Genomic DNA, 26,079 nt, shown 5'->3' with positions numbered 1-26,079 from the left:
CACTCATTTCGAGCGAACTGACCGAGAAAGCAAACAGCCCGCGCATACAGCCCCGGCAATCACTCCCCCAACCCGCGCTACGCACCGCAAAACGTCCATCAGCTGTCGGTTATCACCGACTGGGGCATTCTCAATCAATCTCGGGCAACTCGATGGCACTGCCGCCAACCGTGCCCAACTACTGAGGCCGCCGGCGTATCGTGACAACCTCACTCGCGAGGTCACGACGCCTTCGCCAACTTGAGGACGACACCAAGGCCAAACTGAAGCGACTCGCCCGTCAACACGGCCGCAGCACCGAGGAAGAAGCCCGCGAGATCTTGCGGAACGCAGTCCGCAACGTTGATGATCGGCCTGCGCGACTCGGGTCGCGTATCGCGGCACGCTTCAAGGGCGTGGGCCTGACCGAGGACATCCCCGAACTACGGGGACAGCCCGTCCAGCCGGCACAGTTCACCGAATCATGATCGTGCTCACACCAACGCGCTCTCCGCCTTGATGCGCGACACCCGCGATCCGGCTGTCGTGGAATGGCTCGATAATGAGCCCACCGAATTGATCTGGACGACATCGGTCACAGTGTTCGAGATAGGCACTGGCATTGAACTCCTGACGCCCAGTCGCCGTCGCAAGCGGCTCGACGCGACCTTCGCCCAACTCCTCAGCGAAGACCTCGACGGCCGTGTGCAATCCTTCGACCTGACTGCCGCGATGGCCGCGGCGTCGACCTGGCCAACCCCTGGGACTGACCTGAATGCCCCAGATTCATTGAGAATGCCCACAGGTCCGCTGATAACCGACATCAGCATTGTCGACAACATGGCAACACACTCTACGACGGACACCCGGGGCACCCACCCCCGTTACGTCACGTGACACAACAACACGTGGTCGAGCGTGACTGCAGGCGCCAGCTGTCCGTTCTCACATGATCAGACACATTCTCATTCGACCTGACACACTCCCGCGGGCCAGCTTTGTGGTGCAGATATCGATAGCAGATGATGCTATCATCGAGCGATGGCAAAGACTGTAACACTGCGGCTATCCGACAGCGCCTACGAAGCGGTGAAGCAGTACGCCGAGGCTGACCGGCAGTCGATGAATGCCTGGATTGAGACCGTGCTGGACGCCGAGGACATGCGGCGGCGGTGCGAAGCCCACGACCAGTGGATGCGAGAGCATCCCGATGTCGCCGCGTTCAGCGAGGCGTGGGCCGATCGCAACCTTGACGAGTTGACCAAACGTTGACATCGCCACGCCGAGGGGACATTTGGGCTACGGGCACGGGAGTCGACGTGCTTGTCATCTCATCGACTGTCTACAACGAGATTCCCAGTGAGCCGACCATCGTTGTCGTTCCGCTATTCGACCACGACCCCGATACCGGGTTCGGCGTGCCATTGGGGGACGGTGTGTGGGCGGCTCCCGGTTTGGTCACCAGCTTGCGCAAGACGGCTGTAAGCGAGTTTCGCCGTCGCGTCGACATCCAAGCCCTGACCGATGTCAACAACATGCTCTTCAGGATTCTCACCACCCCGGACCGATAGCTCTCCAGCCCAGCCGTCATTTTCACGCCATCTCACACATCGCAGGTCAACGACGCATCCATGTCACATCGGCTGAGAACGGACACCAGCCGGCCACTCCACCAGCTCCCCCAGGCCGGGGGAACACAACCGACAGCACGCCGAGCTAGCTCGGCGTTGGCGTCGCCGCCTCAGCCGACGAGGTCGAAAACCGCCGACAACCATGCAGCGACCGCACGGGCAAACATCATCGGCGGCCGCGCGCCAACGGGTACGCCAAGCGTCCTACCACCTGGAGGACAACAGGTACGGCAGAGGAAAAGTTTCCGCGACGATTGATCGCAACTGTTGCCCTAACCATTTCGTCCTATCCTTATCCCAGCGGCCGCACTAGCCCATGGTGGTTGAAGGAAGTCGTCGAACGCGTTGGACACGATCCACGACTTCCTACAGTGGTGGTGGTCGGGATCCGGGTGTCACAGACGCCGACATTATCCGTCAGTGAAATACTGACAGCATGGGAGCTCGACCGAAAGTTCATCGGTTCGAGGTCGAACGCGCCATTGCAATGATCGCCTCGCGGCGAGCCAAAGTCGAGGATCGCCACCGTGATCGGCTACCCGATTCAGCGGATGCCGATCCCCGAGAAGTACTCGACTACCTGCGACAATACAGCGGAATCGACATTCCCAGGTGGGTACTGCAGGCTGACATCACCGACGCACTCACCCTCAACAACTGGCTGTGGTGGGAAGACCGGCGCCGCGAGTTGCACTTCCTGAAGGCCGGACGCGACCGAAACGTGTTTCTATCCCAGATCGGCCGACAGATCGGTGTCGGCAAGCAAGGAGTGCTGGACCGAATCGACCGGCTCGAGGCGCTGCTGCGCTACGACCGCCCCAATGAGAAGATCACCCGCGAAGCCCGCAACGCGGCCCGAGCCTCCCGCGACCGGCGCCCTGTCGAACAAGCCTGGATCAATACCCATCACGACGAACTCGTGGCCGTGATCGACGGCCTGGTAGCGCAGGCCGGTCGTTACCGCATTGACGACGATGACCGCGAGTGGATCGACGAAATCGCCGTCGACGTGCGCGAAGACGACCTGACCCCCTCGACGATGGTCATCTTGGGCCTGGCGGCCGCGGAGTTGCGAACAAGCCCGGCGGTTCTGGCGCTGAACAGCACGCGACCCCACGGCGTACACAGCGTGCTCAGCCGCGCCGACAAGCTGCGATCCGAGTTCGCCGAGCTGGGTAACGCGGCAAGTGCGAAGTCCACAACGCAGTAACGCCCGGGCAGTCATCGGCCCGCGACGAAGGAAACCCAAGCGGGAAACCCGGCGCCGGCTCGGGACCCGCCAGTGTCCTCAGGTCGTTTCCGACGGATAGTCCGGACGAGGACCTGACGGCCATCTCCCCGTCCCGAGGCCCATGGACGCTGCGGTTACCCGGCGGCGTCACAACCCAAAGCAGGGGCCAGGACCCGAGCCACCCATCCCCCGGACCGAGCACGCTGGCGGCCACCAAAGACCGATGTACCGACAGACGCCGGGGACAGGCCGTGCTCAGCGGCACCAGAGCGCTGAGCGGCCCGGCAAGTGGGCACGCCGAAACCGATTGACAGACATATAGATTCGGGGCCCGCGCTTGCGTGGAGCCCGCCGACGCGATAGAGCAGAACCCAGTTTTCCGCGGAAAACTGGGTTCTGCTGCCGCTACTTGAGCAGTTTCCTCAACTGACCTACCAGCGTTTTCGCTCCCGCCTCGCCAAGGTGGTCGCGCAACGCGACGGCCAAAGCATCGGGCTCAGTATCAAACTTGCGCAGCGCCTTGGTGACCGAGCGTGCGACGGGCGGCGCTGACTGGTTCTTCGGTGTCGATTCCTCGCTCCTCTCCCCCGGTTCACCGTTGGAGTTCTCACCAGGCCGGTCTCGATCACGGGTCGCGCTCCAGCGTGCCACTTGCTGCTCCAGAGGCACGCGCGCAAGCGAGCGTGCCTCCCGAATCGCCAGATCGCCACGGCGAGTGGCTTCCTGCAGGTCTGGCGCCAACTTCAGCAAGGCCCGCCGCTGAGAGACCCACGTCTTACTCTTGCGCAGATGATCGGCTGCGGCGTCGGCGCTGCCGTACTCCCCCACCAAGCTCTCAACGGCCTTGGCTTCTTCGATCACATCGAACCCAGAGCGGTCGACATTCTCGGCAATCACAGCTGTGAGCAGCGTGGCACGGTCTTTGGCGAGCTCGTCTTTGATGACGATATCAAGCTCGGGCCGACCGAACTTCTGCGCGGCCGCCAGCCGCCGGTTACCGATGATGACGACCCAGCGCGCTTTAACGTTGGCGTCCGGGTAGATGGCCTCAAACGCCGACCGGGTGACTGCTACGACCGGCTGCAGCTGAAACTCAACAATGGACGCCAATTCGGTGAGGTCGCCGACCGAGTCGCGGGGGTTGTGCGGATTGGCCACAAGGTCGCGTAACGGCACTGACCGCGACTGCCCAGAACGCGGCCCGATCGCCGGCCGATGAGCGTTGCCGTCCACCGACGAATGGTCACCGACAGCATCGACGAGTCCTTCGAATGTCTTCACACCGCCGCGGCCCATCATCGGACTCCTACCGTCGTATTCAGCTCGTCAGCGAGGCTGTAGAAATCGGCCGCGGCGTTGCCCGCCGAGCCACTTTTCTTGTACTGGGTGACCACAAGGCCTTCATTGGAGGCATTGGTGTGGATTTTATAGCGGCGCACCACGGTCTCGGCTAGCGGCCATTCCTGCGCTCGGATGAACTTCTGCGTCTGGTGTAACCAATGTTCACCATCGCGCGGGTCCCAGTCGTTGATGAAGACCCGGTAGGGGATACCGCGCGGTTCGAGGAGTTTGCGGATCGTGCGTGCTGTCGGGTCGAAACACATCGGCGCCGGCAGCATCGGGACGATCGCTTCGTCGGTTACATCCAGGACAGTTCTGAGCGCATCTGCTGAATATGCGTCACCAAGGCCGTCTCCGGAGCTATCCGGGTCGAGGTCGAACCACCCCGCGGTATCCACATACACCTCAGCTATGCCGGGGAGATTGTTGAGTTGGCGTAGCCAGTCGAGCGGATCGTCGTGGGCTTGAACGAGATGGAAGGGAAGGGAGTCGACACGGTTGGCCCACCATTTGGCCGACCCTTGCGGGTCGATCGACACCGCGGCGACGGGGGAGAGGGTGTCGGCGCCGAGATCGGTGGTCAGCTTTTCGGCTCGTACCGCGGCGAGGTTCACCACGGCGGTGCTCTTGCCGACACCGCCCTTTTGATTCAGAACTGTGACAACTTTAGTCATGGGGAGAGGACCCTTTGTGTGCTCCGGTCGCGATTACCGACCAATACGGAAACAGGCTCCCAAAGACTACGGCTGCGGCGCACTCCTGAACACTTCGACACGCTTAATTCGGTGTTACATCTCGTCAGTTTTCCGCGGAAAACTGACGAGGGTGAACGCGGCAACCCGAGCGCCTCGTCAGCTATTGTCGGCAGCCAATCTCGCCAACAACCCTATGACCTGCGACGATGCCGCGACTTGACGCAGTTTTCCGCGGAAAACTGCGTCCGTCGCCTCGGCCAATGAGGCAGCGGGGCTCCGATGTCCTGCGTTTGCGTGTGACATTCGGCATTATCGAGTGCCGCGCACCCGCATCGAACGACCACCCGTCTGCCGTGGCGAACGCCTAGTCGGAAACGGGACAATGTGGCTGTACGGCCGACTGTCGAGGGATGCCGGTGGGCGGTGCTGGTCGCCGTTCGCGACAATCGCAGACCTAGGCGCGATCCGCGCGTCAGGCCCAGCGTGCCGCGCGGCGTGGATAGCCAGTCGACCGGTCACTGGCTATAGCACCGACACGGAGCCGAACCGACCGACTGTTGGGCGGCAACGAATATTCGTCCGCGGCAGTCAGCTCGATCCGCTACACGAGCCCGCCGCCGATGAACCAATCTCTTTGAAGGATCACTACCGGCATGGCGCACCGACGGTTGCGACGGCAGCGATAGCCACGAGCGCGTCCTGGGGGAGCCGACGAAATCACCCGCACACCGGGGGAGTGGTAAAGCATCCACCGCCAGTGGCGGTCGCAGGTCCGCAATGTGTATCGGCGTCGGGGCCCGCCCCGCCGTCGGGTTCGGTGCAATGGCATTGGACATTCGCAACACACGCTTGCCGTCGCCAGAAGTCTTCGAGCCCCGCGCACAACCAATTCGCACTGACCCTTCCGTGCCAGATCCTGCCGAAAACAGCGAAATGTTGAACGTTCGCCGGCGAAAAGCCCGTGCAAGATCCCCGATCTGTGCCTCCCTAGGGACTTCTGCACCGAAGTTTGAGCCGGCTCAGGGTGGCCGACCGTTTGTTGTCGAGCCCTCATAGTCCTGGCGCTTCATATCCGCTCTGGATGTACCTCTGCTGGGACCCCAGCGTCAGACAGTGGGCCGGGGATGCGATCAAAGAGCTCGAGGTCGACCAGAGAAGTCTCGACTGTCGGCGATGTGCGGCTCGTCTCCGGGCGACACACGCGCGAAAGCGCCAACGAGACGTCGCCAGCAGTAAGAGACCGCAGACCCCAAGTTGATCTCGGTGCTCAATGGATCGAAGACGGTCCCGACCATCAGGCCGCGGTGCTTAGCAAGCCTAAGAACACATTCAACGGGGCGTTCGCTGTCGACTTATCCAGATAGCGTCTGCCGGCACAGATTTACGCGACCTATCCGGTTCCGGAATGCTCACCACAGACGAGCGCAACGATAGCGAAGACCGGTCCTCCCCCCGCTCGCGCAGTCATCCCGCAGGACCCGTTCGCATCCAGTCCGGGCGATGACGGAGCGATCGACGAACACCGGCCAAGGCTTCCCTATTTCGGTGCGGGCGACGCGCCTCAGCTTCGCGACGCGTTCCATCAGGGAGATCCGGGGCGCGCGCATGGGCACCAGCGTTTCGTGCGATCACTGACGCAATCGCACGTCTACACACATGAAGCTCGTCGTAGGGTAGGGGAGAGGTACCGCAGGTGGGGTCCCGCACGACTGCGGGACACCTTCGGCCGTCCTCTGGATTAGGACGCTGGGACCAACAGCGGCCAAAGCGCTCGGCGACGGCGAAGAAAATGCGTCGGCATAGGGCCAGATGCTTCGGCGCGACGGAACCCGCCGAGCCGACACCCTCCGGACAGACCGCACATGTGTTCGAGGGCTTCGCCGTGGGCGTGTCTCTGTCGGAGAGGGAGTTGGTTGTCAGCGGCCTCGGAGGCAGGCGCAACAACGACGAGCGCCTCTCATCACACCATGGCACCCGCATGCTCACCTCGAGGTATCCGCCCGACCCGATGGCAGAGCCTTGCTCGCCATTCCCTGCTCCACAGGTGGTTCCGTCGTCGCGAGCGACGGCAAGCCGCAGCGCCGGCAATGACAGTTCGGCATGGCCGATGAGGGGTGTTTGTGGCCGCCCCTGCAGCGGGCGACGCCCCGTCGTTGCGGCACCTTCGACTGCTGCATTCTCCATCTCGGCCCAAGTCCCTCTTCGGTCTACGGTCACGTTCATTTGTGGGATGTTGACGTTCCATAAGCGAACGAATAGGCTCCTTCGGGCGGTGGTTGTGGAGCAATGTTCCGCGGGGAAGGACCGCCGGGCGGATGCAAGGTCGGCTGCCTGACTGTACCGGCCCTAGATCGTTAGATAGCTATATAGGTCAGCTATCTAACGATCTAGGAGTCGGACGCCAAAGACACGCGAAAGGGGTACTGCGGTGATGGGCGTTCGAGGGCGGGGACCGATGCCGCGGGTCCCGGTGAACGAGGACTCTGTAGACGACGTGACCGCCTCCCCAGTTCAGCGAGCATGCCAGTCACCAGGCCCTGCGGCGGCCGCTCAAGTCGCAACAGTCGAGCCCAGCACCGTGAAGCGGCCAAGCGCCGATGCATACGCCCCGCCGGAAGCTGCGGCTTACGCTAGTTCTCTCGATACCAACCCCCCGCCACACCGGGCGTTCACGATGATTACGGCGTCGCTCATAGCGTTCGCAGCGGCGCGTCGAACAGGTGGCGACCGAGCCGGTGTCCGGTCGATTGTGCTGATCGCTGGTCGAGGACAGGTCCAGGCGTCATGCAGGAATACGACGTGCGGGGATTCATTCCGAAAGGTGGTCGCGTGAAGCAACGTTCACTGGTCAGGAGGGCCTTGGCAAGGACCTGGCTCCCGCTGGCTGCCGCGATTGTGGTCGGCGCGGGTGGGATAGGTATGTGGAAGGTGCATCAATCGTCTGCGCCGGGGCCTGTCATCGCCGTGAATGGTCCGCAAGCGCCCGAGCAATTCACTCCCAAGCAGCTCACCTACGAACTCGACGGCACGCTCGGCGCCGGCGGAATGCTGTCCTATATCGACATCGATGGCCATCCGCACACCGTTCAGCTCACTGAGTTGCCGTGGTCACACACCGAGACCACCACACTGACCGTAGTGTCCGGCAGTATCTCTGCGCAGGTCCAAGGAGGTGAGGTCGGCTGCCGAATACTGGTCAACGGGGTTGTGCACGATGAACAATCGGCCACTCGTCAAGATGCCGATGTGACGTGCCGGGTGAAGTCGGCATGAGCTCCCATCGCGCCAAGCGCCCGTTCATCGCCAGCACGGTCCGACTCCTGGCGGTTCCGATCGTCGTGTTCTGGGCGTTGCTCGCCGTGTCGACGAACACCTTCATGCCCCAAGTCGAACGGGTCGCAGAAGAACTCGCCGGCCCGATGGTCCCGACGTACGCGCCGTCGCAGTCGGGGATGCTGCACATCGGCGAAAAATTCCAGGAATCCGACTCCACCAGCTTGACCATGGTCGTGCTGGAAGCCAACCGACCGCTCAACGACGAAGACCATCAGTTCTACGACGACCTGGTGCAGCGGCTCAAGCACGACACCGCCCACGTGCAATACGTCATGGACCTCTGGGGCAAACCGATCACCGCAGCCGGAGCCCAAAGCGTCGACGGCAAAGCCGCCTACGTGCTCATACGTATTGCCGGCGACAGCGGCCAACTCAAAGCGAACCAATCGGTGGACGCCATCCGCGACATCGTCGCCGAAAAACCTCCGCCCCCCGGACTCAAAGCCTTCGTCAGCGGCGCAGCGCCGCTCGCATCAGACACGCTGACCATTGCCAACGGCAGCCTGAACAACGTCACGATCGTCACGATCTTCATCATCATCGGGATGCTGCTGCTGGTCTACCGCTCAGTGTCGACGGTGTTCATGCCGCTGGCCACCGTTCTCATCGAGATGCTGGTCGCCAAAGGGGTGATCGCTACCCTCGGCCATCTCGGCTACATCGAACTATCATCCTTTGCGGTCAACATCGTCATCGCACTGTCGCTGGGAGCCGGCACCGACTACGGCATCTTCCTGATGGGCCGCTATCAGGAAGCCCGCCAAGCCGGCGAAAGCCGCGAAGACGCCTACTTCACCGCCTACAAGGGCGTCCTGCCCGTCATCATCGGCTCAGGCCTGACCATCGCCGGCGCCGGCTTCTGCCTGAGCCTTGCGCGACTGAATTACTTCCACACCATGGGGCCAGCGGTCGCCATCAGCATGCTGTTCACCATCGCCGCCGCCCTCACCCTCGGCCCGGCCATCTTGACCATCGGCAGCATCTTCGGACTGTTTGACCCCAAGCGACTGGTGAAGGCGCACCTCTACCGGCGCATCGGAGCCAGCGTGGTGCGCTGGCCGGTGCCCATCCTGGCGGCCAGCACCGCCGTCGTGATGCTAGGGGCGGTGTTCGTGCCGACCTACCGGGTCAGCTACGACGACCGCACCTATCAGCCCGCCGACGCCCCGGCCAATCAGGGGTTCGCCGCCGCGGATCGGCACTTCCCGCAAAGCAAGCTATTCACCGAGATGCTGATGGTCGAGACCGACCACGATATGCGCAACTCCGCAGACTTCATCTCCCTCGACCGGGTGGCTAAAGCGCTCATCCGCCTTCCCGGCATCGCGATGGTGCAAAGCGTCACCAGACCCCTGGGCCGGCCACTGGAGCACGCCAGCATCCCCTACCTGTTCACCACGCAGGGAAGCGGGGCCGGCCAACAGCTGCCGTTCGCCCAGCAGCAGAACGCCAACACCGACCAACAGGCACAGATCCAGGCGCAGTCAGTGGAAACTTTGAAACAGACAATCGCCCTAACCCAAAGCCTGGCCAACGAGCTGCACTCCACCGCTCTCACCATCGACAATCTGCACCAAGTCTCGGAAAACATGCGCGACCAGATCGCCAACCTCGAAGACTTCCTGCGGCCGTTGAAGAACTACTTCTATTGGGAGCCGCACTGCTTCGATATCCCGATCTGTTGGGCCTTCCGCTCCCTGTTCGACGGACTCGACAACATCGATGCCCTGGAAGCCAACATCGCCGACGCTGCGGCATCCATCGAAGCCGTCGATCACCTTCTCCCGCAAATGATCTCGCAGCTGCAAACGATGGCCGAACACTCACAAGCGCTGCTGGACATCGTCGTCAACTCCTACGGCCCGGCGAACCTGCAGTCCACCCAGACCGAACAGACGTTCAACGATCTGATCAACGTGGGCAACGATTTCGACAAATCCCGCAGCGACGACTTCTTCTACATACCCCGGGAAGCCTTCGACAATCAGGATGTCCAAACGGCAATCAAACTGATGATGTCGCCGGACGGTAAGGCCGCGCGCTTCATCATCACCCACGAAGGCAACGCCATGGGTCCCGAAGGCGTCCAACATGTCGAAGCGATTCCCGACGCGGTCAAAATAGCGTTGCGGGAGACATCACTAGCCGGCGCCAAGGTGTACATCGGCGGCGCGGCATCCAACGACAAGGACATCAAAGAACTCGCCGCCTCTGATCTGCTCATCGTGGCGATCGCAGCGTTCGTCCTGATCTTCTTGATCATGATGACCCTCACCCGAAGTCTGGTCGCCGCCATCGTTATTCCCGGCACGGTGGCCTTCTCATTTGCCGGCGCGTTCGGCCTGTCAGTTCTGGTGTGGCAACACCTCATCGGCCTACACCTGCACTGGCTGGTGCTGCCCCTGACGTTCATCATCCTGGTCGCGGTCGGCTCGGACTACAACCTGCTGTTGATCGTGCGCGTCAAGGAGGAAATAGGCGCCGGACTGCACACCGGTCTGATCCGCGCCCTCGGAAGCACCGGCGGAGTGGTGACCTCGGCGGGTCTGGTGTTCGCGTTCACCATGCTGGCCATGCTCATCAGCGACCTGAGAACCATCGGTCAAGTGGGTTCCACGATCTGTATCGGCCTACTGCTCGACACGTTGATCGTGCGTTCGTTCGTCGTGCCATGTCTGCTGCGAATACTCGGGCCGTGGTTCTGGTGGCCCACACTGGTGCGGACTCGGCCACTGCGCCAAGCGTCCGATTTCGGAGTGAAGCAATGATGACGGCATCGTGGGCGGCATTGACCATCATCGCCTTGGCCGCCGTGGTGCTGTTCACCACCTTGGGCGCGGTGTTCGTGATCCGCCGGGTGCGCCGACCTGCACTGCCGATAAGCGACGAAATCGGGGGCATCTCAACGGTTGTGCGCAAGCTACGCAAAGGCGAACCGATGACCGAGGAGGAGGTCGAGGCCGCAAGACGAGCCATATCCGACCGTAGTTCGCCGCTGGCATTCTGCATCCCTGCCGGCCTTCTCAGCCTCGGCTGCTTCTACGTCTTCGGCAGCCTGGAACACCTACACGGGGCAACACCATCCGAGCGAACATTCCTCGGCGTATTCCCCATGCTGACGGCCACGAACTTCATCATTCAACTACTCAGAAGCGCGAGCCTAAAGCGGCGTCTGCGAAACAAATCGCAGCCACCCAAACCCGTGCCCCAGACATCCCAACACGAACCCTAGCCTCGCCAGACACATCCACCACTGCCGAGATCCCCCAAGCCAATCGTGCTCCCTCCCACCAAGCGCCTGGCGGCTCTCGTAGGTCCATTCCAACGCCCAACCGAAGTTCTTGGCCTAGGAGGACGATTGGTCGTCTGCAGACCAACATCGTTGATCCGCCGCCGCCCATCACTTGCGGCCAACGTGAATTCCGACGCGGACGCACCGGCTGCCAGCGAAGACCTCCGATGCCCGGCGCGCATTGCGCGACTTACACTTTGGCGACACGGCAGCTCGCGATCTGTCTGCGAGCTAATCCGGACTGGGGATGCGCGTCCGCGCCGGGACCTGAGGCGAAGATCGCGAGCTGCAATGGCTCTCCAGATCAACGGCTCGACGTCTGTGCAGCTGCAGGCGGCTCCGGCGCGTTCACGGAAGCCAGCTGAGAGCACCCGCGACGCACGCGGTTGTGAGCGAACTCTTTCACACGGCGCACAAACCAACCGCCCCGTGTGCGTATGTAGAAGTGAGTCGTTGTCGCGGGGCGGCGGACGTTCATGGGGCAGCGACGGTTGCGCGGTCCAAGTGAACGGCATCTTCTCATCGAAACAGAGGACAACGGCGCCAGGGGGATCCACACACAGCCCAACGACATCGGCGAGCGTACCCTCGCCGCGAAGGTCATCAGCGACGCCCCGCCTTCGCCTTCCAGCACTTGAGATTGTCAGCGGCCCAAGTCAATCAGCGCGCAGCCGTTTCCCCCAGCCCGTAGAACAGGTCGAAACAGACACCAGCGGTGGCCGCAGAGCGCCTTGGAATGAAAGCCGCTGGACCGGTGTGGCTGGGGCATCAAACCATCGCGTGCCGTTCCTCGCAACAGCAGCCGTAAGCGCCGACGGTTGCGATGGACTGATCACTGCACGGCAATGGGTCATACCGTAGGTGAGTAGGCCGTTGTTGGTCGGGGGCGGAGGAGCGCGTTGGCGCGGCGCCCGCGCCGCGTTTCTTGATGACACTGCCCGGTACCGATCACTGGAAGACCCCTCCGCCGTGAGTTACCCGATCGGTCGCGCGCTGGACTGCGGCTGATCGCGGCGGTAACGGAGCGTGGGGGACAGGACAGGCCAAACACCGGTGAGTGAGTCGCCAACTCGACAGCCCCATTTACGACGAATCGGGCCAAACCTTGGGGCGAGCAAAGGGTGTTATCCGAGGCGAAATAGCCTGTGCTCGGCCACAGGCTCGACAGGTGCTTCACCGCGATCCGACTGACCGCCGAGCGTGGTGGCCGAACACCAAGTGGACGGAGTGAAAACCACTGGGCCACAATGCCTCTGACACTGCCAGAAGATGGCGATGCAGTCACGCGGCACGACATCCTTCGGGGTTACCGAAGCTGTAATCCTCTAGCAGAGTGAGCCCGAAATCGTGAAAACCGCGTCATTGCTTGAGCACGCAAGCTGTGCTAATTTTCTGCTCAGATCGCCCCAATGTCAGTGAGTGATCACGCTTTTGGAAGGTGTCGTGACATGACGGAAGCACCCCGGAGTCTCGAGGACAAGATCCACCAGTCTGGAGGAGCACTAGCCATGCTCCGCAATGCTCAACACGGGTATTACCAGTTTCCCGTTCTTCCGCCGGCGTACACCAGTTGGATGGATGAGCAGCGGGCGTGGACGACGTCGGCGGTCCTCTATGATCAGTCGTTTCACATGTTCGAGGTCTACATCAAGGGCCCCGACATGCTGCGGGTGCTCTCCGATATCACCGCCAACAACATCTCGACATTCGATAAGAACCGCGGCAAGCAACTCATCGCGTGTAACTACGACGGGCAGCTGATCGGGGATGCCATCCTGTTCGGCCTCGACGACGACGAGTGCGTGGCGGTGGGCACCCCGTTGGCGCTGGACTGGGTGCGGTTTCAGGCCGAACACGGTAACTACGACGTCGAAATCAAGCGTGACGATGCGATCGGCTTCAACAAGACCGGGCGCCGCACGTTGTTCCGGTATCAGGTGCAAGGCCCTGCCGCTTTGCAGATCGTCGAGAAGGCTTCGGGCGGCACCATGCCGGCGATCAAGTTCTTCCGCATCGGGGAGTTCAGCATCGCCGGTCATGCGGTGCGCGCGCTCAACCACACCATGATCGGGACACCCGGGGTGGAACAGACGGGTCTGGAGATCTACGGTCCCTCGCAGTACCGCGAGGAGGTCAAAGATGCGTTGCTGGCCGCCGGCGCCGAATTCGACCTCAAGCTCGGTGGCGCCCAATCCTATTCCACGATAGGCATGGTGGGCGGGTGGATCCCGTTGCCGCTGCCGGCGATCTACACCGGCGAACAGATGCGCCCGTATCGGCAGTGGCTGGGCGCCGACACCCCGGAAGCCAACATGTCGCTGGGCGGCAGCTTCGACAGCGACAACATCGAGGACTACTACGTCACTCCCTGGGATGTCGGGTACGGCCGGGTTCTCAAGCTGGACCGCGATTTCATCGGTGCGCAGGCGCTGCGGGCGGGCGCGGAGCGTCCGCATCGCCAGAAGGTGTGGCTGGTATGGAACGACGAGGACGTCACCCAGGCCTGGTCGCGTAGCCTGTTCTCCGACCCGCCGACCAAATCGTTCACCTTCCCGACCCCGATCTACTCCACCTTCCAATACGACGCGGTCCTGCACAACGACACCGTCGTCGGCGCCTCGACACGGATCAACTACACCCGTGACGTCGGTAAGGTCAGCTCCCTGGCGATGCTGGACGAGGCCATCGCGCGTGACGGCACCGAGGTCACCGTCATCTGGGGTGAACCCAACGGCGGCTCACCACGCCCCGGCGTCGAACGCGGACACGTCCAAATCCCCATCCGCGCCACCGTCAGCACCGCATACCCCGCCTAGAGCCACCCGGTCCCGAGAGCAGGTTCAGGACGACTGGCGTCGAAGAGCGCCGCGTCAGTCGGGCGGGAAAGGTGCAGTCTGATACGCGCCAGTCAGCATCTTGCTGTCGCGGAACAGTCCCGACTTGATATGCGTATCACCTAGGTCGGCGGCGGACACAGCGCGGATCAACGCAACCTCTGCGGGCACCGACAAAGCCTTGTCCGGGCTGATGTCAACGGTGCCACGCCGGCGCTACCGATTGACCCGACGCTGGCAGGCGTGGCTCGCGGGCTCGCGCATACCGGGCATGCTGAGCGACTGTTGGTCGCCCGCCCGGCAAATACGGATCAGCCGAGCGTGACACCGCGTTCGAAGATCCGAATGATCGAAGTCACGACGCTGCGAGGGGGGACGACGCCACGGGCGGCCTCCCGACATCCTCGTAGGAGCAGAGCAAAAAGCGTCAGCTCGATCCACTCGACGCTCAGCTCGGAGTCGAAGACACCCTGCTGTTGACCACGCGCGATGAGTTGCATGATCGGCGTGTGATCGGGCTGGTTCTCAGCCGGGATATCGCGCAGGATGGCCGGATCGGCGAACAGGAACACGATGCGGTCACCGACCGGCACCATCGTAGTGATCAGACGTCTCATCGCGTCGATGGCCGGCCCTTCATCGGTCGCGGCCGCGGCGATGGTCTCGTTGATCACCCGGATCGAATCCAAGGTGGCCTCATAGACGAGTCGGTCACGGTCAATGAAATAGCGGTGCAACGTAGTACGGCCCACCTCGGCGGCCGCGGCTATCTCGGGCAACGTCGCTGTGCGATCGCGCGCGAGCACCGATGCCGTCGCCCTGAGGATTGCCGCCCGCGTCCGCGCCTGCGGTCCGGAGAGCTCTTTGACGTCACCACCCATTCCCTCATAGTAATCGTAATCACGTTCCCTTGTGGGATGTTGACGTTCCAGAACGAAACTAATAAGCTCCCTATTGAAACTACGAGACACATGAATGTTGGGAAACCGGCGTCATCCCGACGCACAACGAGGCCATTATGCGCACAGAACTTGCACACCCATACAGTGACTCCGCACTGGACGAGGTCAACACAGAGCGGCGTACCCGACCGTTCCGGCTGGTCTTCTGGGTACTCACCCTGGCCCTGCTCATCCTGATTGGTCTGAGCCACAGTGGCCCGGCGCGTGCCGACACCGACACCGACTTCGCTGCCCAGCTACAGACCTACGGGGTCTACGGCCAACGTGACTACAACGCCTGGCTGGGCAAGGTTGCGTGCACACGCTTAGCAACTAACGTCGATCACAGCGCATTTGACACGGCCACGTTCCTGTCGACCAATCTGCAACACAGCACCACCCAGCAGACCTGGCAGTTCCTTTCCAGAGCAGTAGCGACATACTGCCCTGACCAAACTCCGACCTTATCCAGCGCCGCGACACCTCACGCCTAGAGAGAAGCAATACCGTGTGGTCATCCGTGGACAAAGCGGTGCGTACGGCACTCGTTGCCAGCGTCTGCGTCATCGCGGCATCGCTATCCAGTGGCTGGGCCCGCGCAGACGCGACCGACGACTATCCCATACCCACACGGATCTGGCAGACGCCCTGCGATGCCGAGCAGATCTTGGCCGCTGTGCGCGACACATCTCCCATCTATTACGAGCGCTACATGATCGACAAGAACAACCGTCCCGCCGACGTCCAACAAAATGCCGTCGACCGGATCAACTGGTTCTTCAGCCTCGCTCCCGCAGAACGCCGGGCCTACTCCGAGCAAGTGGCGACCAACATCTACGGCGAGCCGATGGCGCAGCGTTGGGGCAACTGGGCCAAGCCGTTCTTCAACAATAAAGGCGTCGCGGCCAAAGCCACGGATGTGTGCATGAATTACCCCAGAGGCGACATGTCCGTGTGGGACTGGCCAGTCACCCGCTGACCGAACGCGACGCCACCGCACGGGAACCCGCTGCGCGACAACCCAACTCGTTTGTATTGGCACAGGTTTGACCTCGAGGGGACACGGTTCACCGCCGAGCAATGTCCTGACAGCTGGAGCCGATGGGATGGTTGACATCATTTCCGACGCCGCGATCGCGGCTATGACCCCGCAACAACGCCGCGACCTTATCGTGCGGCTGGAAAAGCCAGTGGACGAGTTGGTGCCCCTACAGGTGCTGGCCCGCATTCGGCGACTGCGCCTGAGCCTGATGATTGGAGGCGCAGTGGCCTTGATCCCCTGGCTGGCCTACTTGGCGGCCATACTGCCGACCAACTATGTCGCGCATAACTGGGCCGTTACTTGGATTGGCTTTGACGTACTCCTGGTGCTGTTCATGGCCTCGACCGCAGTTCTTGGTGTGTTACGCCGCCAGATGCTGCTACTCACCGCTTTCACGACCGGCGTACTACTGATCTGCGACGCGTGGTTCGACGTGATGACCGCCGGCCCCGACTCACTGCTGTTGTCACTCGCGACCGCCATCTTCTGCGAATTACCGCTGGCGGCGATCCTGATCAGCGGCGCCTTGCGCATCATGCGGGTGACCGTGACTCGGCTATGGCTCATCGAACCCGGTACGTCGTTGTGGCGTCTGCCGCTTTTGCCATGAATCCCCATTGCGTCTCACCCATTTCGAGCACGCGTTGACCAACGGTCCATCTGCCGGCCAGGCGTCGCGGCACCGACGCTCGAGCAGGCGGATCACGACCTCGGCGGCAGCCGTACGGGCTCCCATTCACGTAACAAATTATACAGTCGCATATGATACGATCTGTGCATCGGTTACCATGCCCGGAAAGGGTCAGCCCATCGATGCAACGTTGTGTGCATATGCTCCTGCGGCATACCGATGTCGGATCCCGACTGCGAAATACGCCGGTGCATACGGCGTTCGGTGGAAGATCAGGTTCGACCCGCCGGCCATGGTGGCCACGGGACACCACGTGCAGGCAACGCAGACGTGGCATTCTCGGCGGACTGAAATACGCGCCCCCGGAACCGAACTCACTGACATCAAACTCGACATCCGAACCGGTACCGCTCTCAGCGGTTCGTCATGGCAGTACGCCCGCACGGGTGCTGCAACCTCGCCGCCCCGTTCGGCGGACTCAACGCCACACACGAGGCAGCGAGTCAATAACCCACGCCGTCAACGTATTCGGGCGATGACGAGTCGACAGCACGGAAAGAAAGGTACATGCGTGACCATGTTTGACCTCCGGCAGGACGTCCCCGAGCGCATCATCGACCTGGCAGAGCGGTATGCCTACCCGGAAATCGCTCCAGCGTCGGGCATTTGCTATACGCGTGCGAGCATGAGTTGCTCGATCGACGGCGCGAGCACCCGCGACGATCACTCGCTCGACCATAGTGCCGGCGGCAATATAGCCATCACCGCCGCCTTGCGCGGACTCAGTGACGCGATCGTCGTCGGCTCGCGCACTCTGGCGACTGAAAATTATGCAGCCATCGCTGCAGACTCAGACTTCATCGGGTGGCGCTCACGACGGCGCCAGCGAACAACCCCGGTAATCGTCGCCATCAGCGCCGCACTGAACCTCGACCCCGCGGCCGACGTATGGAAGTCCCCGGGTGCGATGGTATTCACCTGCCGCAACGCCTCTCAGCAACGACGGGAGGCGCTACGCGCAGTTGGCGTGAGAGTCGTTAGTTGCGGCGAGGATACCGTCGATCTGAAGTTAGCATTGGAATTCCTTGCGGGCACAGGGCTTTGGCGGATCCTGGTCGAGGGCGGTCCGACGCTGCTCGGACAGTTTGTTCGCGACGATGTGCTCGATGAGCTATGCCTTACCGTCAACCCAAACCTCTACGGCGGCCCGTCGCCGCGAATCCTGTCGTCCGCAACCGAGAGCATCGTGAGAATGCGACCACTGCACGTGCTCACTGACGTCGATAACAATCTCTACACGCGTTGGGTCCGACGCTGACAAGCACGGCCGGGGGACGAAGACTATCCACGATCGACGTATTTGCCCATGCACGTCGGCCCTGTGAACAAAGCCGGTCTGTGTGATCGGCGCCGACACGTTGTGCCCGAGTCGGCGCAGTCGCCTCGAAGCGCTCACTCAACACGTTGCGCACATTTGACGGACCAACCCTCATACGCGCACAGACGACGGCACCGATGTCCTCGCCGGCCACCGACCCAACGAGCGGTCGACCCGCACAGCCTTCCGGCGTAAATCGAACGTCGATTGCGTGTTTCTCGCCCAAGTCTCGTCCTTTAGCCGACGCACAGGTGGATCCAGAAAGGCTTGTACTCCAGATCGCCGAGCCGCTACGCTGCTATTCTGGATCCATTCGTGCGGCGCGTACTCAGCGTCTCACCGTAGAACGCCGGACGTCTGGGCCACTACCACCCTGAAGTCATGATTCTGCTGCGACCGGACTGCGACGACCCTATGGCCTGCTTCACCGATGTTCACCGCGACCACGACGCGTCTTGGGTTCGCCCCCACGACGGCGAGCCGCAACCATGGCCTGCTTCGCCCCACATGCTGTGTCAGCACGTTACAGAAAGGTAGTTGCCGTGGCACTTGTACCACTACGCGCAAGCGACGAGTTCTCCGAGGCGGACAAAGACGTGCTCGCAGTGGGGGAGAAGGCATACGGCCAGGTATTGAACACCTGGGCGGCGATCGGTAACAGTCCCGGACTGTTCGCCGCGTACCTCCCGTTCTTGCGGCAGGTCAACGGGCCCGGAGAACTCGAGATCCGAATCAAGGACTTGGCGGCCGTACGCGTTGGACTGCTCAATCACTGTCGCTACACCGTCAGCCACCGTTGCGCATCAGCGGAGAACAACGGAGTGACACCGAAAGAGCTCGCCGATGTCGCTCGGGGCGATTTCAGCGGCTTCAGCGAGCGTGAAAGGGCGGCGTTGGACCTCGCCAATGCGATGACGCAGGCCATCCCCGCGTCCGCATACCACAGCAACCCCTCCGGTGTGCCACCGGCGCTTCTCGACGACGCGGTGGCTCTGTTCTCACCGCGAGAGCTGGTCGAACTCACGATGAACATCAGCGTGTGGAACGCCTTATCTCGGTTCCACCGCATCATGCACTTCGACTTGGACATGCCCCCAGCACCAGCCGACGTCGAGGCCCGACTCTAACGCCGGTTCAGCACACCGATCGCACGCACGCACCAGCGGCGGGCCATCGGCTCGCACGACCGGTGGGCGGCTACGATAGCCCCAGCATTGCGCGCGCACGCAAGTGCTGATCCCCGACACGTGAGCCAACTGAGGTTCTCAATTGCCATGTCGTTCAGCGCTCCACAGCGAAGCCCCCGCCCCGTTGCTTCACCGTGTATATGGCCGCCTTACCCGCGTGACCGCCGAGGCGCACATGGCAACGAATCTGTCGTGTTCTCAACACCTCTGCGTGCTGGCGTTTGGCGGGGCCAACCCAGCACATTCCCCATGCTGAATTGGCGCCGGCGCCCGTACGTGGGCGGCCCATCGTTGTCGCGGGGCACTGCCGGGGGCCACTCTGACAGTGAGTTAGATGCCAACGAGTGCACGGTTGCGCATGCGCATATCGGCCGTCAGCAATCCTGACCAGGCAGTCCGTCAAGGAACACGCCTGCTTCGCGGACGGCGCGTTCCACATCACGCTCGGCGATCGCGTCGACCAGTCCCGCGCGAGAAATGAGCCGGTGCCGTTGCGCCGATCCGGTGATGGCCACGCTGGCTGAGACCACCTCGCTCAACCCGCGATAGAGCTCGACCAACACGCTGTTGTGCGACGCGTTCACGACCGCCAGACGAAACGCGGTGTCGCCGTGGACGATCGTTTCCTGGCTGGCGAGGCTGGTTCGGGACGCTAGAAACGCGCGCAGGTCAACTAAGTCGTCGTCGGTACGCGCGGTCGCGGCCAACCGGCAACCTTCGATCTCCAGGCAGTGCTGGACTTGAAGGACCTGCCGCAGTTCCGAGCCGTACAGTCGACGCAGGGCGCCTCCCACCTCGCTGGTGGCGCGTACGTACGTTCCGTCGCCTTGGCGCACCTCGAAGATCCCGCTGTGTGCAAGCGCACGTACGGCTTCGCGCACGGTGTTTCGCCCCACTCCGAGGACCTGGACCAATTCGAGTTCTGTGGGAATTCGGCTGTTGACCGGCCATTCTCCGGATAGGACGCAGACGCGGAGCTGCTCGATGGCCTGGTCGACCAGGCCGGCACGTCGAGCGGGGGCAAGCGGCACGTGCAAACCCCTTTCCATCCAATCATGGGATGGCTGTGGCGAACTGGTCCGACCATACATGCAGCATGCTCCTCTACCTTGCGCCGACCCGATTGACATTGATGGCGCTCAGACGGTGTCACACCCGCCTCGTGCCTACGAAGCGCCGCCCACAGGCGATGCCTGAAACACCACCGGTGTCGTTGGCTTTGGACGATCTGTAGCTACGAGCTCGGCACTGATCGTGTCGAAATCGGCCAACCTGTCGTCTTCGGCGCCGCCTGCCGCGATTCGTTGGCGAACTCTCGTTGTTGTCGACCACCGTGGCGATTTCTGCTCTGCTAACGACCAAGTCGATAGCCTGCTGGCGTTATCAAGCTCGGAGAGAGGACCGGCGTTGACTGGTGCAGCTCCACCGTCTTGCCGGCGCTGGTCTGGCCGCGGGAATCGCCGACGCCGAGTACTGCCATCGACCGATGTCACGAGCGGCTTCTCAAGCGCCCATCGCCTTGGTCGGGGCACCGGCGCCGCGGGCCACGCGCCGTTTCATGTGTTCGACAGCGATCCGGTGCGCCCCCTGCTTCGACGCCGACCACAAATCGAGGACGGCCAGCAACTTCCCAAGGGGCCGATACCACCACCTACATCCGTGCAGAGCCGCGGCGGCAGCGGGTCCGGGCACCGGTCGAAGTCAACCCAATACGGACATGGAGGGTAAATGGTGGACCAGGCAGAGATCCGCGTTGACATCGAGGGCAACCTGGCATGGGTTGTTCTCGACAGCCCGCCTGGTAACCTGCTCGATGCTGAAAGCGCTGAGCGGCTCACGCAGACCCTGCAGCATCTCGATGCCGATGATTCCGTCGACGCCGTCGCACTGACCGGCGGCGGGACGAACTTCTGTGCTGGCGTTAATATCCCGAAGTTGGTGAAAACCGAAACGGTGCAAGCGTTCGCGCGCGCCGCCGTGGACCTTTTCGGTCATTTCGCCCTGGCCCGCAAGCCGATCCTCGCCGCCGTCAACGGTGATGCGCTGGCAGGCGGGTTCGGCCTGCTGTGCAGCGCGGACATCGTTGTTGCTGCCGACCATGCGCGAATGGGCACTATCGAGGCCAGCCTGGGAACGTGGCCGGCGTTAGCGAAAATACCTGGGCTGCATAGAGTTCCGCCTAAGGCAATGATCACGAACTGTCTAACCGGTGTGCCGTTTAGTGCTCAGCGAGCTTATGAACTCAACATCGTCGACGAAATCGTCCCGCTGGACCAATTGCGGGCACGGGTGCGCGACTATGCCGAGCTGGCCGTGCGTGGAGGAACTGCGGCGCGCGCCGGACGGGCGTTGTTCTACCGAGCTGCAGCGTTACCCCTCGCGGAAGGATTGAGCGAGGGAGCCAAGTTGTTTGTGTCTTCATTTAGCTAACGACGTCGTTATGGTTGGTCAAGGCTCGGCATCGTGTTCGACTGTTACGTTGTGTGCCGCCGCGCTAGGAAGTGTCTGCCTAAAGTGAATAGTGGTGCGCCCGACGCTGTTCCGGGGATTGGCGCTGACGTGATTTCTGATCGGTTGTGGTCGTTGATCGAAAGGGAGATGCCTGCGGGGCGGCGGGGCCGACCATGGAACGATCATCGACGCACACTGGAGGGCATTATCTGGCGGTATCACACCGGTTCACCATGGCGGGACCTGCCCAAGAAGTTCGGTGTCTGGCAGTCGGTGGCCGAACGCCATCTGCGCTGGTCGGTCGATGGCACCTATGCCCGGATTCACGCCGCGGTCATCGACTTGCTCGACGAGGATGCCGATCTGGCCGGCCTGCTTCTGTCCGTGAACTCCACCGACGCACGTGCCCATACCTCACGCCGCTGGCGCGCACATCCAGGCGGGCACAGGGAAGGAATGGCCGGAAGCGCACGAGGAGTTCGATGACCACGCCGGCGGCGGCTAGCGCGGTGGACTGAGCGCCAAGATCCGCGGCGGACCGATCAGCGCTGCAGCGCGGTCGAGCTGGATTACAGCAGGCCAGCTCGGCGACAGCCCCGATACTGTAGTCGGGCTGGGCAGTGTCGCACACGAGGCGGGCCGCCGAAAAGCCAAGGGCAGCAGAGACGACCGGCCACCACCATGCCGAATGTGAAACCCCAGCAACCGCAACACCATCGAGCGCTCCTTCAACCATGGCAAACACCGGCGCGCTATCGCTACCCGAGACGGCAACGACGCCACGAGTTACCTTGGCAAAGCAAACAGCAGGCAGCGATCAGCACCCGCACCGAGCAGAACACGACTTAGGCGCCGTCGCCGGGCAAGCTGTCTCCTGCCGCCGCGAGGTGTCAACGCCGGCGCGGGGTGATGATGCGGCCCCTCAGCGTCAGTGGGGGAACAGTTCGGAGTGTTCAGTTAACAGGATCCTGGTGCGACGTATGTGCCCGGCAAGGTAGCGCTCGCAGTCCTCACTGTCGCGGCGCGAGATTGCGTCCAAGATCAAACGGTGTTCAGCGTTAACGAACCAGTGATGGTCGTTGCCGTTGATGAGCATGAATGCCCGACGGAAGTGTTGAGTCGAATTCCACAGGCGCGTGACTGTGGTCAGTAATTCCCCCTTCGGGCACCCGGCGTAGGTTTCGAGATGAAAACGGCGGTCGAGTTCGAGGAACCTCGCGACGTCGTCCTCGACCTCTTCGATCTGTTCCTGAATGCAGTACAGTTCGGACTCCTGTTGAGAGGTCAAGTGGGGCAGGCTCAACCGCAGTGCCAACGGCTCTATCCGCTCGCGCATCTCGTAGACGATGCTGAGTTCGCTTCGATCCAGCGTTGGAACGCGAGCGCTCTTGTTCGCCTCGAGCTGAGTCAGCCCTTCGGTTTCGAGCATCCGTAGCGCCTCGCGGACAGGCAGCCGGCTGGCGCCAAACCGGGCCGCAATCTCCTCTTGGCGGATCCGGCTGCCAGGCAAGATCTCGCCAGCAAGGATTGCATTGCGAAGATGGGCGGCTATGCGCTCACTCGTTGTCGCATCCTTGGCTGGCAACTGGTCTTTCACCATGCTGGCCCCTCGCCGTCGCAGATAGGTCGGCGGGCGGGGTTTCGCCAGCCGGAACTTGTGTTGTTTGCAGTGTAGAAAAGGCCCCGACACATGATCGCCCGACCATGCGGCGGGCATGACGGTTCTCGATCATCTCGAAGGTCCTGCAGCGACGTCGCCCTCGCCGGCGATCGACGCCGCTGTTTCACGACGGCGACAGTCGCCCCAGGTGGGCAGCCCATCGCTCGATACACGGCGGCGCGAACGTCTGTTCCGGTGCCGGCTGCACCAGCGCTTTGCTGTGCAAAGTCTCTCTCCGTCGTCAGGCGCTCTCGTGCTTGCTCAGTCATAGCCAGTCTGTGTTAGCAACCGACCATTGCATGCACCCCATGAAGTGCATACCACCCGAAATAAGTTGCGGTGCAACTTGTTCGGCACAGCAGCACTCCATTGCCCTGTATCGACTATCGGCGAAAGGCCCTCGCAGCAGCGGTGATACGAGGGCTGACGATCGCAGAGCAGCACCAAGACGACGAGCAACCTGGCGGGACATATCCGAAGCGCAGCGGCGAGTAATCCAGTGGGGACGATACTGGACACCGCCGAACACGAGGCCCTAGTGGCGGCTTCTGTGGTGATCTTGGTCCGATTCGATGCGAGAGGCTGCCGATCGACTCATCGCCGGTAGGGAATAGTCTAATGGTCGAGAATCATCACGCGACCGCAACCGAACTGAAGAGTCGGCCGACCGGCATACACCGAGTTCAGTACTGTCAACTACTGTCCGCCATTGCGGTATATCCGTCGGCGAGCGCACGTAATTGGCCGGCGCCGTCGCCTTGATAACTTGCGCCATGCATCAGCGCAAGTGTGATCGGATCCAGTTCGGCGAGTTGGTGCAGCGTGCTCTCAAGGTTGGTCGTCAGCCCGGTCGCATGGAAGAGACCTTCAGCGTCCAGCGCGGGGGCAACGCAGTCGGAGTCGGTGATCGCCGCGCATTTGCCGGCATGAGTAAAAAGATCGCCGGCGAAAAGGGTGGATGTCGTCTCATCGAACCACAGACCGGCCTCCCAGTTGTGGGGGACGTGCGGTGTAGGAATGAACTGCAGCCGGTGCCCGCCGATGTCATGTAGTGCGCCGGGTTCGACGCTGGCAGTAACAGGTGGGCGGTCGCACATATCAGTCAGGGAGAGCATGCACGCCAACGGGCCGTGGATGACCTCGGCGTTAGGTGCGGCGTCGAGGAAGAGGTTCATCGCGCCGCATTCGTCAGCCTCGATGTGGCCGAACGAGATCCAGCGCAGCTTCTCCAGCGGTATCACCCGCTTGATAGCGGCTGACACCAGGGGGAAGAGCTGACGCTGTCCGGTGTGAAACAGGAACGGCTCGTCGCCGGTCAGCAGAAACTGGTTGAAGGTGAAGCCGTGTTCTGTGATGTCCGGCACCCACGTGGACATTCGAAAGATACCGGGGGCGATCTCGTCGAGTTGTGTCTCCACGTCTTGAATCATGCTCCTCTCTTATACCAACGTCCAGGCCCAGTTATGGGATGTTGACGTTCCATAAAGGCACGAATAGGATCCAACCGCGGGCCGTTTGCCGGGCTTGCGAAAGTGTACGGAGTGCACTCACTCCTCCGTGCGCTTCACGCGATACAGAACCACGGCAGTACCTTTCAGCCCGGCTGCTAGCCCGATGGATACCCAAGGAGAAGCCGTGAATACTGCCTTATGGACGGTCGCGATCATTCTGGCCGTCGTCTTCCTCGGCGCCGGTCTGATGAAGCTCTTCGTGAGCAAACGACAGCTTGTCGATATCGGCATAGCGTGGGCTGCCGACGCCAGCACAGCTTTCGTCAAATCGATCGGCAGCGTGGAGATTCTCGCCGCGATCGGCTTAGTCGTTCCGGCCCTAACCGGCATAGCGTCGATACTCGTACCGGCGGCTGCCCTTGGCTTGGTGTTGGTCATGCTGGGAGCCGTTGTACTGCACGCGCGCCGCAGGGAGTTTCCATACGTCGCGATCAATCTGGTGATTTTGGCGCTTGCTGCATTCGTGGCGTGGGGTCGCTTCGGCCCCTATTCCTTCTCCGCCTGATGAACTGAGCCGGGAGATGGCCCGACATGCTTTTCGCCGTCCACGTGAATCGCGTGCGTTGATCTGGTTGGTGTCCGGCAACCCGGCGCTTTGAGACGCTTATCGTCGCAAGGACTGCCTCCGGCCACCGCCACGGTGGCGGGATGAGGGAACAGCGTGATGCGCCGCGCGGTGGATTGTCAGCGCTCGTCGCCCGACGTCGGCGGCTGCGGGCCGAGATAGGTCGAGTTCAGTCGATGCGGGTACGAGGCAACCATCTTCTGCGGGCACACGCACCCGCGTATAACACCGGTGTCGCGTAGGCGATCAACGTTGCGCGGCGCCTTGCGATGTCAATCGATGTGCCCTACCGTGCCCGCTGCTGCGTGACCGGCGCCCACCATGTTCATGGCCAATCGTGGTGACCGTCCGCGACGGGGCCGTTTACCCAGAGG

23 protein-coding genes are annotated in these 26,079 nt (G+C 62.2%); 17 read left to right on the top strand and 6 right to left on the bottom strand.

Annotated features, from left to right (window positions below):
- The first annotated feature begins 200 nt into the window (after positions 1-200).
- The 5 genes from MCHLDSM_RS40285 (at position 201) to MCHLDSM_RS01560 (ending at position 2,820) form a co-directional block, all read left to right on the top strand.
- The gene (locus MCHLDSM_RS40285; RefSeq protein WP_082168646.1) at positions 201-467 is read left to right on the top strand and encodes a FitA-like ribbon-helix-helix domain-containing protein; all 267 of its coding nucleotides are present in this window, start codon (positions 201-203) and stop codon (positions 465-467) included.
- 31 nt (positions 468-498) lie between these two features.
- On the top strand, positions 499-876 hold the full coding sequence (locus MCHLDSM_RS38895; RefSeq protein ID WP_048468571.1) for a PIN domain-containing protein: 378 nt from the start codon (positions 499-501) through the stop codon (positions 874-876).
- Between the two features lie 144 nt (positions 877-1,020).
- Positions 1,021-1,251, top strand: coding sequence for a hypothetical protein (locus MCHLDSM_RS01570; protein ID WP_048468570.1), 231 nt, complete (start codon positions 1,021-1,023; stop codon positions 1,249-1,251).
- A gap of 47 nt (positions 1,252-1,298) precedes the next feature.
- Entirely contained in the window at positions 1,299-1,550 is a 252-nt protein-coding gene (locus MCHLDSM_RS01565; protein WP_234713816.1) for a MazF family transcriptional regulator, read from the top strand.
- Positions 1,551-2,097: 547 nt separating this feature from the next.
- Complete coding sequence (locus MCHLDSM_RS01560; protein ID WP_234713815.1) at positions 2,098-2,820, top strand: lipocalin-like domain-containing protein; 723 nt, start codon at positions 2,098-2,100, stop codon at positions 2,818-2,820.
- Positions 2,821-3,246: 426 nt separating this feature from the next.
- On the opposite strand, the gene MCHLDSM_RS01555 is transcribed toward MCHLDSM_RS01560, so the two are convergent.
- Together MCHLDSM_RS01555 and MCHLDSM_RS01550 are read right to left on the bottom strand one after the other, a co-directional pair.
- Positions 3,247-4,137, bottom strand: a complete 891-nt coding sequence (locus MCHLDSM_RS01555) for a ParB/RepB/Spo0J family partition protein (RefSeq protein ID WP_048468590.1) — start codon at positions 4,135-4,137, stop codon at positions 3,247-3,249.
- Positions 4,137-4,856, bottom strand: a complete 720-nt coding sequence (locus MCHLDSM_RS01550) for a ParA family protein (RefSeq protein WP_048468567.1) — start codon at positions 4,854-4,856, stop codon at positions 4,137-4,139. The genes MCHLDSM_RS01555 and MCHLDSM_RS01550 overlap by 1 nt, the downstream gene beginning before the upstream one ends.
- A gap of 2,805 nt (positions 4,857-7,661) precedes the next feature.
- Between MCHLDSM_RS01550 and MCHLDSM_RS01545 the strand changes: the two genes are divergently transcribed.
- The 4 genes from MCHLDSM_RS01545 (at position 7,662) to MCHLDSM_RS01530 (ending at position 14,321) form a co-directional block, all read left to right on the top strand.
- Entirely contained in the window at positions 7,662-8,150 is a 489-nt protein-coding gene (locus MCHLDSM_RS01545) for an MmpS family transport accessory protein (protein ID WP_048468566.1), read from the top strand.
- Entirely contained in the window at positions 8,147-10,981 is a 2,835-nt protein-coding gene (locus MCHLDSM_RS01540) for an MMPL/RND family transporter (RefSeq protein ID WP_048468565.1), read from the top strand. The genes MCHLDSM_RS01545 and MCHLDSM_RS01540 overlap by 4 nt, the downstream gene beginning before the upstream one ends.
- Positions 10,978-11,445, top strand: a complete 468-nt coding sequence (locus tag MCHLDSM_RS01535) for a hypothetical protein (RefSeq protein ID WP_048468564.1) — start codon at positions 10,978-10,980, stop codon at positions 11,443-11,445. Before MCHLDSM_RS01540 ends, MCHLDSM_RS01535 begins: the two co-directional genes overlap by 4 nt.
- A gap of 1,469 nt (positions 11,446-12,914) precedes the next feature.
- Positions 12,915-14,321 carry a hypothetical protein gene (locus MCHLDSM_RS01530; protein ID WP_322788664.1) on the top strand — a complete coding sequence of 469 codons (1,407 nt, stop codon included), beginning with the start codon at positions 12,915-12,917 and terminating at the stop codon, positions 14,319-14,321.
- Between the two features lie 329 nt (positions 14,322-14,650).
- Here MCHLDSM_RS01530 and MCHLDSM_RS01525 read toward each other — a convergent pair whose 3' ends face one another.
- The gene (locus MCHLDSM_RS01525; protein ID WP_082168645.1) at positions 14,651-15,220 is read right to left on the bottom strand and encodes a TetR/AcrR family transcriptional regulator; all 570 of its coding nucleotides are present in this window, start codon (positions 15,218-15,220) and stop codon (positions 14,651-14,653) included.
- Positions 15,221-15,357: 137 nt separating this feature from the next.
- On the opposite strand from MCHLDSM_RS01525, the gene MCHLDSM_RS01520 reads away from it, so the two are divergent.
- From MCHLDSM_RS01520 to MCHLDSM_RS01500, 5 genes are all read left to right on the top strand, one after another.
- Complete coding sequence (locus MCHLDSM_RS01520; protein ID WP_082168644.1) at positions 15,358-15,774, top strand: DUF732 domain-containing protein; 417 nt, start codon at positions 15,358-15,360, stop codon at positions 15,772-15,774.
- A gap of 38 nt (positions 15,775-15,812) precedes the next feature.
- Positions 15,813-16,259, top strand: coding sequence for a DUF5078 domain-containing protein (locus MCHLDSM_RS01515; protein ID WP_407661926.1), 447 nt, complete (start codon positions 15,813-15,815; stop codon positions 16,257-16,259).
- 127 nt (positions 16,260-16,386) lie between these two features.
- A complete protein-coding gene (locus MCHLDSM_RS01510; RefSeq protein ID WP_048468562.1) occupies positions 16,387-16,932 on the top strand; it encodes a hypothetical protein in 546 nt (181 codons plus the stop codon).
- Between the two features lie 598 nt (positions 16,933-17,530).
- Positions 17,531-18,271: a dihydrofolate reductase family protein gene (locus tag MCHLDSM_RS37990; protein WP_048468586.1), complete on the top strand. Its 741-nt coding sequence runs from the start codon at positions 17,531-17,533 to the stop codon at positions 18,269-18,271.
- A gap of 602 nt (positions 18,272-18,873) precedes the next feature.
- The gene (locus MCHLDSM_RS01500) at positions 18,874-19,458 is read left to right on the top strand and encodes a carboxymuconolactone decarboxylase family protein (protein ID WP_158023714.1); all 585 of its coding nucleotides are present in this window, start codon (positions 18,874-18,876) and stop codon (positions 19,456-19,458) included.
- A 434-nt stretch (positions 19,459-19,892) separates the two neighbouring features.
- Here MCHLDSM_RS01500 and MCHLDSM_RS01495 read toward each other — a convergent pair whose 3' ends face one another.
- Positions 19,893-20,549 (bottom strand): FadR/GntR family transcriptional regulator, encoded by a 657-nt coding sequence (locus MCHLDSM_RS01495; RefSeq protein ID WP_048468585.1) that lies wholly within the window; start codon positions 20,547-20,549, stop codon positions 19,893-19,895.
- Positions 20,550-21,246: 697 nt separating this feature from the next.
- On the opposite strand from MCHLDSM_RS01495, the gene MCHLDSM_RS01490 reads away from it, so the two are divergent.
- On the top strand, positions 21,247-21,948 hold the full coding sequence (locus MCHLDSM_RS01490; protein WP_053082814.1) for an enoyl-CoA hydratase/isomerase family protein: 702 nt from the start codon (positions 21,247-21,249) through the stop codon (positions 21,946-21,948).
- Positions 21,949-22,077: 129 nt separating this feature from the next.
- Positions 22,078-22,455 (top strand): transposase, encoded by a 378-nt coding sequence (locus MCHLDSM_RS35505; RefSeq protein WP_131722573.1) that lies wholly within the window; start codon positions 22,078-22,080, stop codon positions 22,453-22,455.
- A gap of 442 nt (positions 22,456-22,897) precedes the next feature.
- Here the strand turns inward: MCHLDSM_RS35505 and MCHLDSM_RS01485 are convergent, their stop codons facing one another.
- Together MCHLDSM_RS01485 and MCHLDSM_RS01480 are read right to left on the bottom strand one after the other, a co-directional pair.
- A complete protein-coding gene (locus tag MCHLDSM_RS01485) occupies positions 22,898-23,569 on the bottom strand; it encodes a GntR family transcriptional regulator (protein WP_048468560.1) in 672 nt (223 codons plus the stop codon).
- 752 nt (positions 23,570-24,321) lie between these two features.
- The gene (locus MCHLDSM_RS01480) at positions 24,322-25,047 is read right to left on the bottom strand and encodes an oxygen-binding di-iron domain-containing protein (RefSeq protein WP_048468583.1); all 726 of its coding nucleotides are present in this window, start codon (positions 25,045-25,047) and stop codon (positions 24,322-24,324) included.
- A 217-nt stretch (positions 25,048-25,264) separates the two neighbouring features.
- Between MCHLDSM_RS01480 and MCHLDSM_RS01475 the strand changes: the two genes are divergently transcribed.
- Complete coding sequence (locus MCHLDSM_RS01475) at positions 25,265-25,645, top strand: DoxX family protein (protein ID WP_048468559.1); 381 nt, start codon at positions 25,265-25,267, stop codon at positions 25,643-25,645.
- Positions 25,646-26,079: the final 434 nt, after the last annotated feature.

It is taken from the genome of Mycolicibacterium chlorophenolicum (assembly GCF_001044235.1).
Taxonomy (GTDB): domain Bacteria; phylum Actinomycetota; class Actinomycetes; order Mycobacteriales; family Mycobacteriaceae; genus Mycobacterium; species Mycobacterium chlorophenolicum.
This window is presented reverse-complemented; position numbering and strand designations above follow the sequence as displayed.

Bases quoted from the DNA above. Each gene is read 5' to 3' on its own strand.
- MCHLDSM_RS01530 (WP_322788664.1), top strand. From the start codon at position 12,915: ATGTCAGTGAGTGATCACGCTTTTGGAAGGTGTCGTGACATGACGGAA.
- MCHLDSM_RS01570 (WP_048468570.1), top strand. From the start codon at position 1,021: ATGGCAAAGACTGTAACACTGCGGCTATCCGACAGCGCCTACGAAGCG.
- MCHLDSM_RS01560 (WP_234713815.1), top strand. From the start codon at position 2,098: ATGATCGCCTCGCGGCGAGCCAAAGTCGAGGATCGCCACCGTGATCGG.
- MCHLDSM_RS01545 (WP_048468566.1), top strand. From the start codon at position 7,662: ATGCAGGAATACGACGTGCGGGGATTCATTCCGAAAGGTGGTCGCGTG.
- MCHLDSM_RS01535 (WP_048468564.1), top strand. From the start codon at position 10,978: ATGATGACGGCATCGTGGGCGGCATTGACCATCATCGCCTTGGCCGCC.
- MCHLDSM_RS01555 (WP_048468590.1), bottom strand. From the start codon at position 4,137: ATGGGCCGCGGCGGTGTGAAGACATTCGAAGGACTCGTCGATGCTGTC.
- MCHLDSM_RS01510 (WP_048468562.1), top strand. From the start codon at position 16,387: ATGGTTGACATCATTTCCGACGCCGCGATCGCGGCTATGACCCCGCAA.
- MCHLDSM_RS37990 (WP_048468586.1), top strand. From the start codon at position 17,531: ATGTTTGACCTCCGGCAGGACGTCCCCGAGCGCATCATCGACCTGGCA.
- MCHLDSM_RS01485 (WP_048468560.1), bottom strand. From the start codon at position 23,569: ATGGTGAAAGACCAGTTGCCAGCCAAGGATGCGACAACGAGTGAGCGC.
- MCHLDSM_RS01490 (WP_053082814.1), top strand. From the start codon at position 21,247: ATGGTGGACCAGGCAGAGATCCGCGTTGACATCGAGGGCAACCTGGCA.
- MCHLDSM_RS38895 (WP_048468571.1), top strand. From the start codon at position 499: ATGCGCGACACCCGCGATCCGGCTGTCGTGGAATGGCTCGATAATGAG.
- MCHLDSM_RS01520 (WP_082168644.1), top strand. From the start codon at position 15,358: ATGCGCACAGAACTTGCACACCCATACAGTGACTCCGCACTGGACGAG.
- MCHLDSM_RS01550 (WP_048468567.1), bottom strand. From the start codon at position 4,856: ATGACTAAAGTTGTCACAGTTCTGAATCAAAAGGGCGGTGTCGGCAAG.
- MCHLDSM_RS01525 (WP_082168645.1), bottom strand. From the start codon at position 15,220: ATGGGTGGTGACGTCAAAGAGCTCTCCGGACCGCAGGCGCGGACGCGG.
- MCHLDSM_RS01540 (WP_048468565.1), top strand. From the start codon at position 8,147: ATGAGCTCCCATCGCGCCAAGCGCCCGTTCATCGCCAGCACGGTCCGA.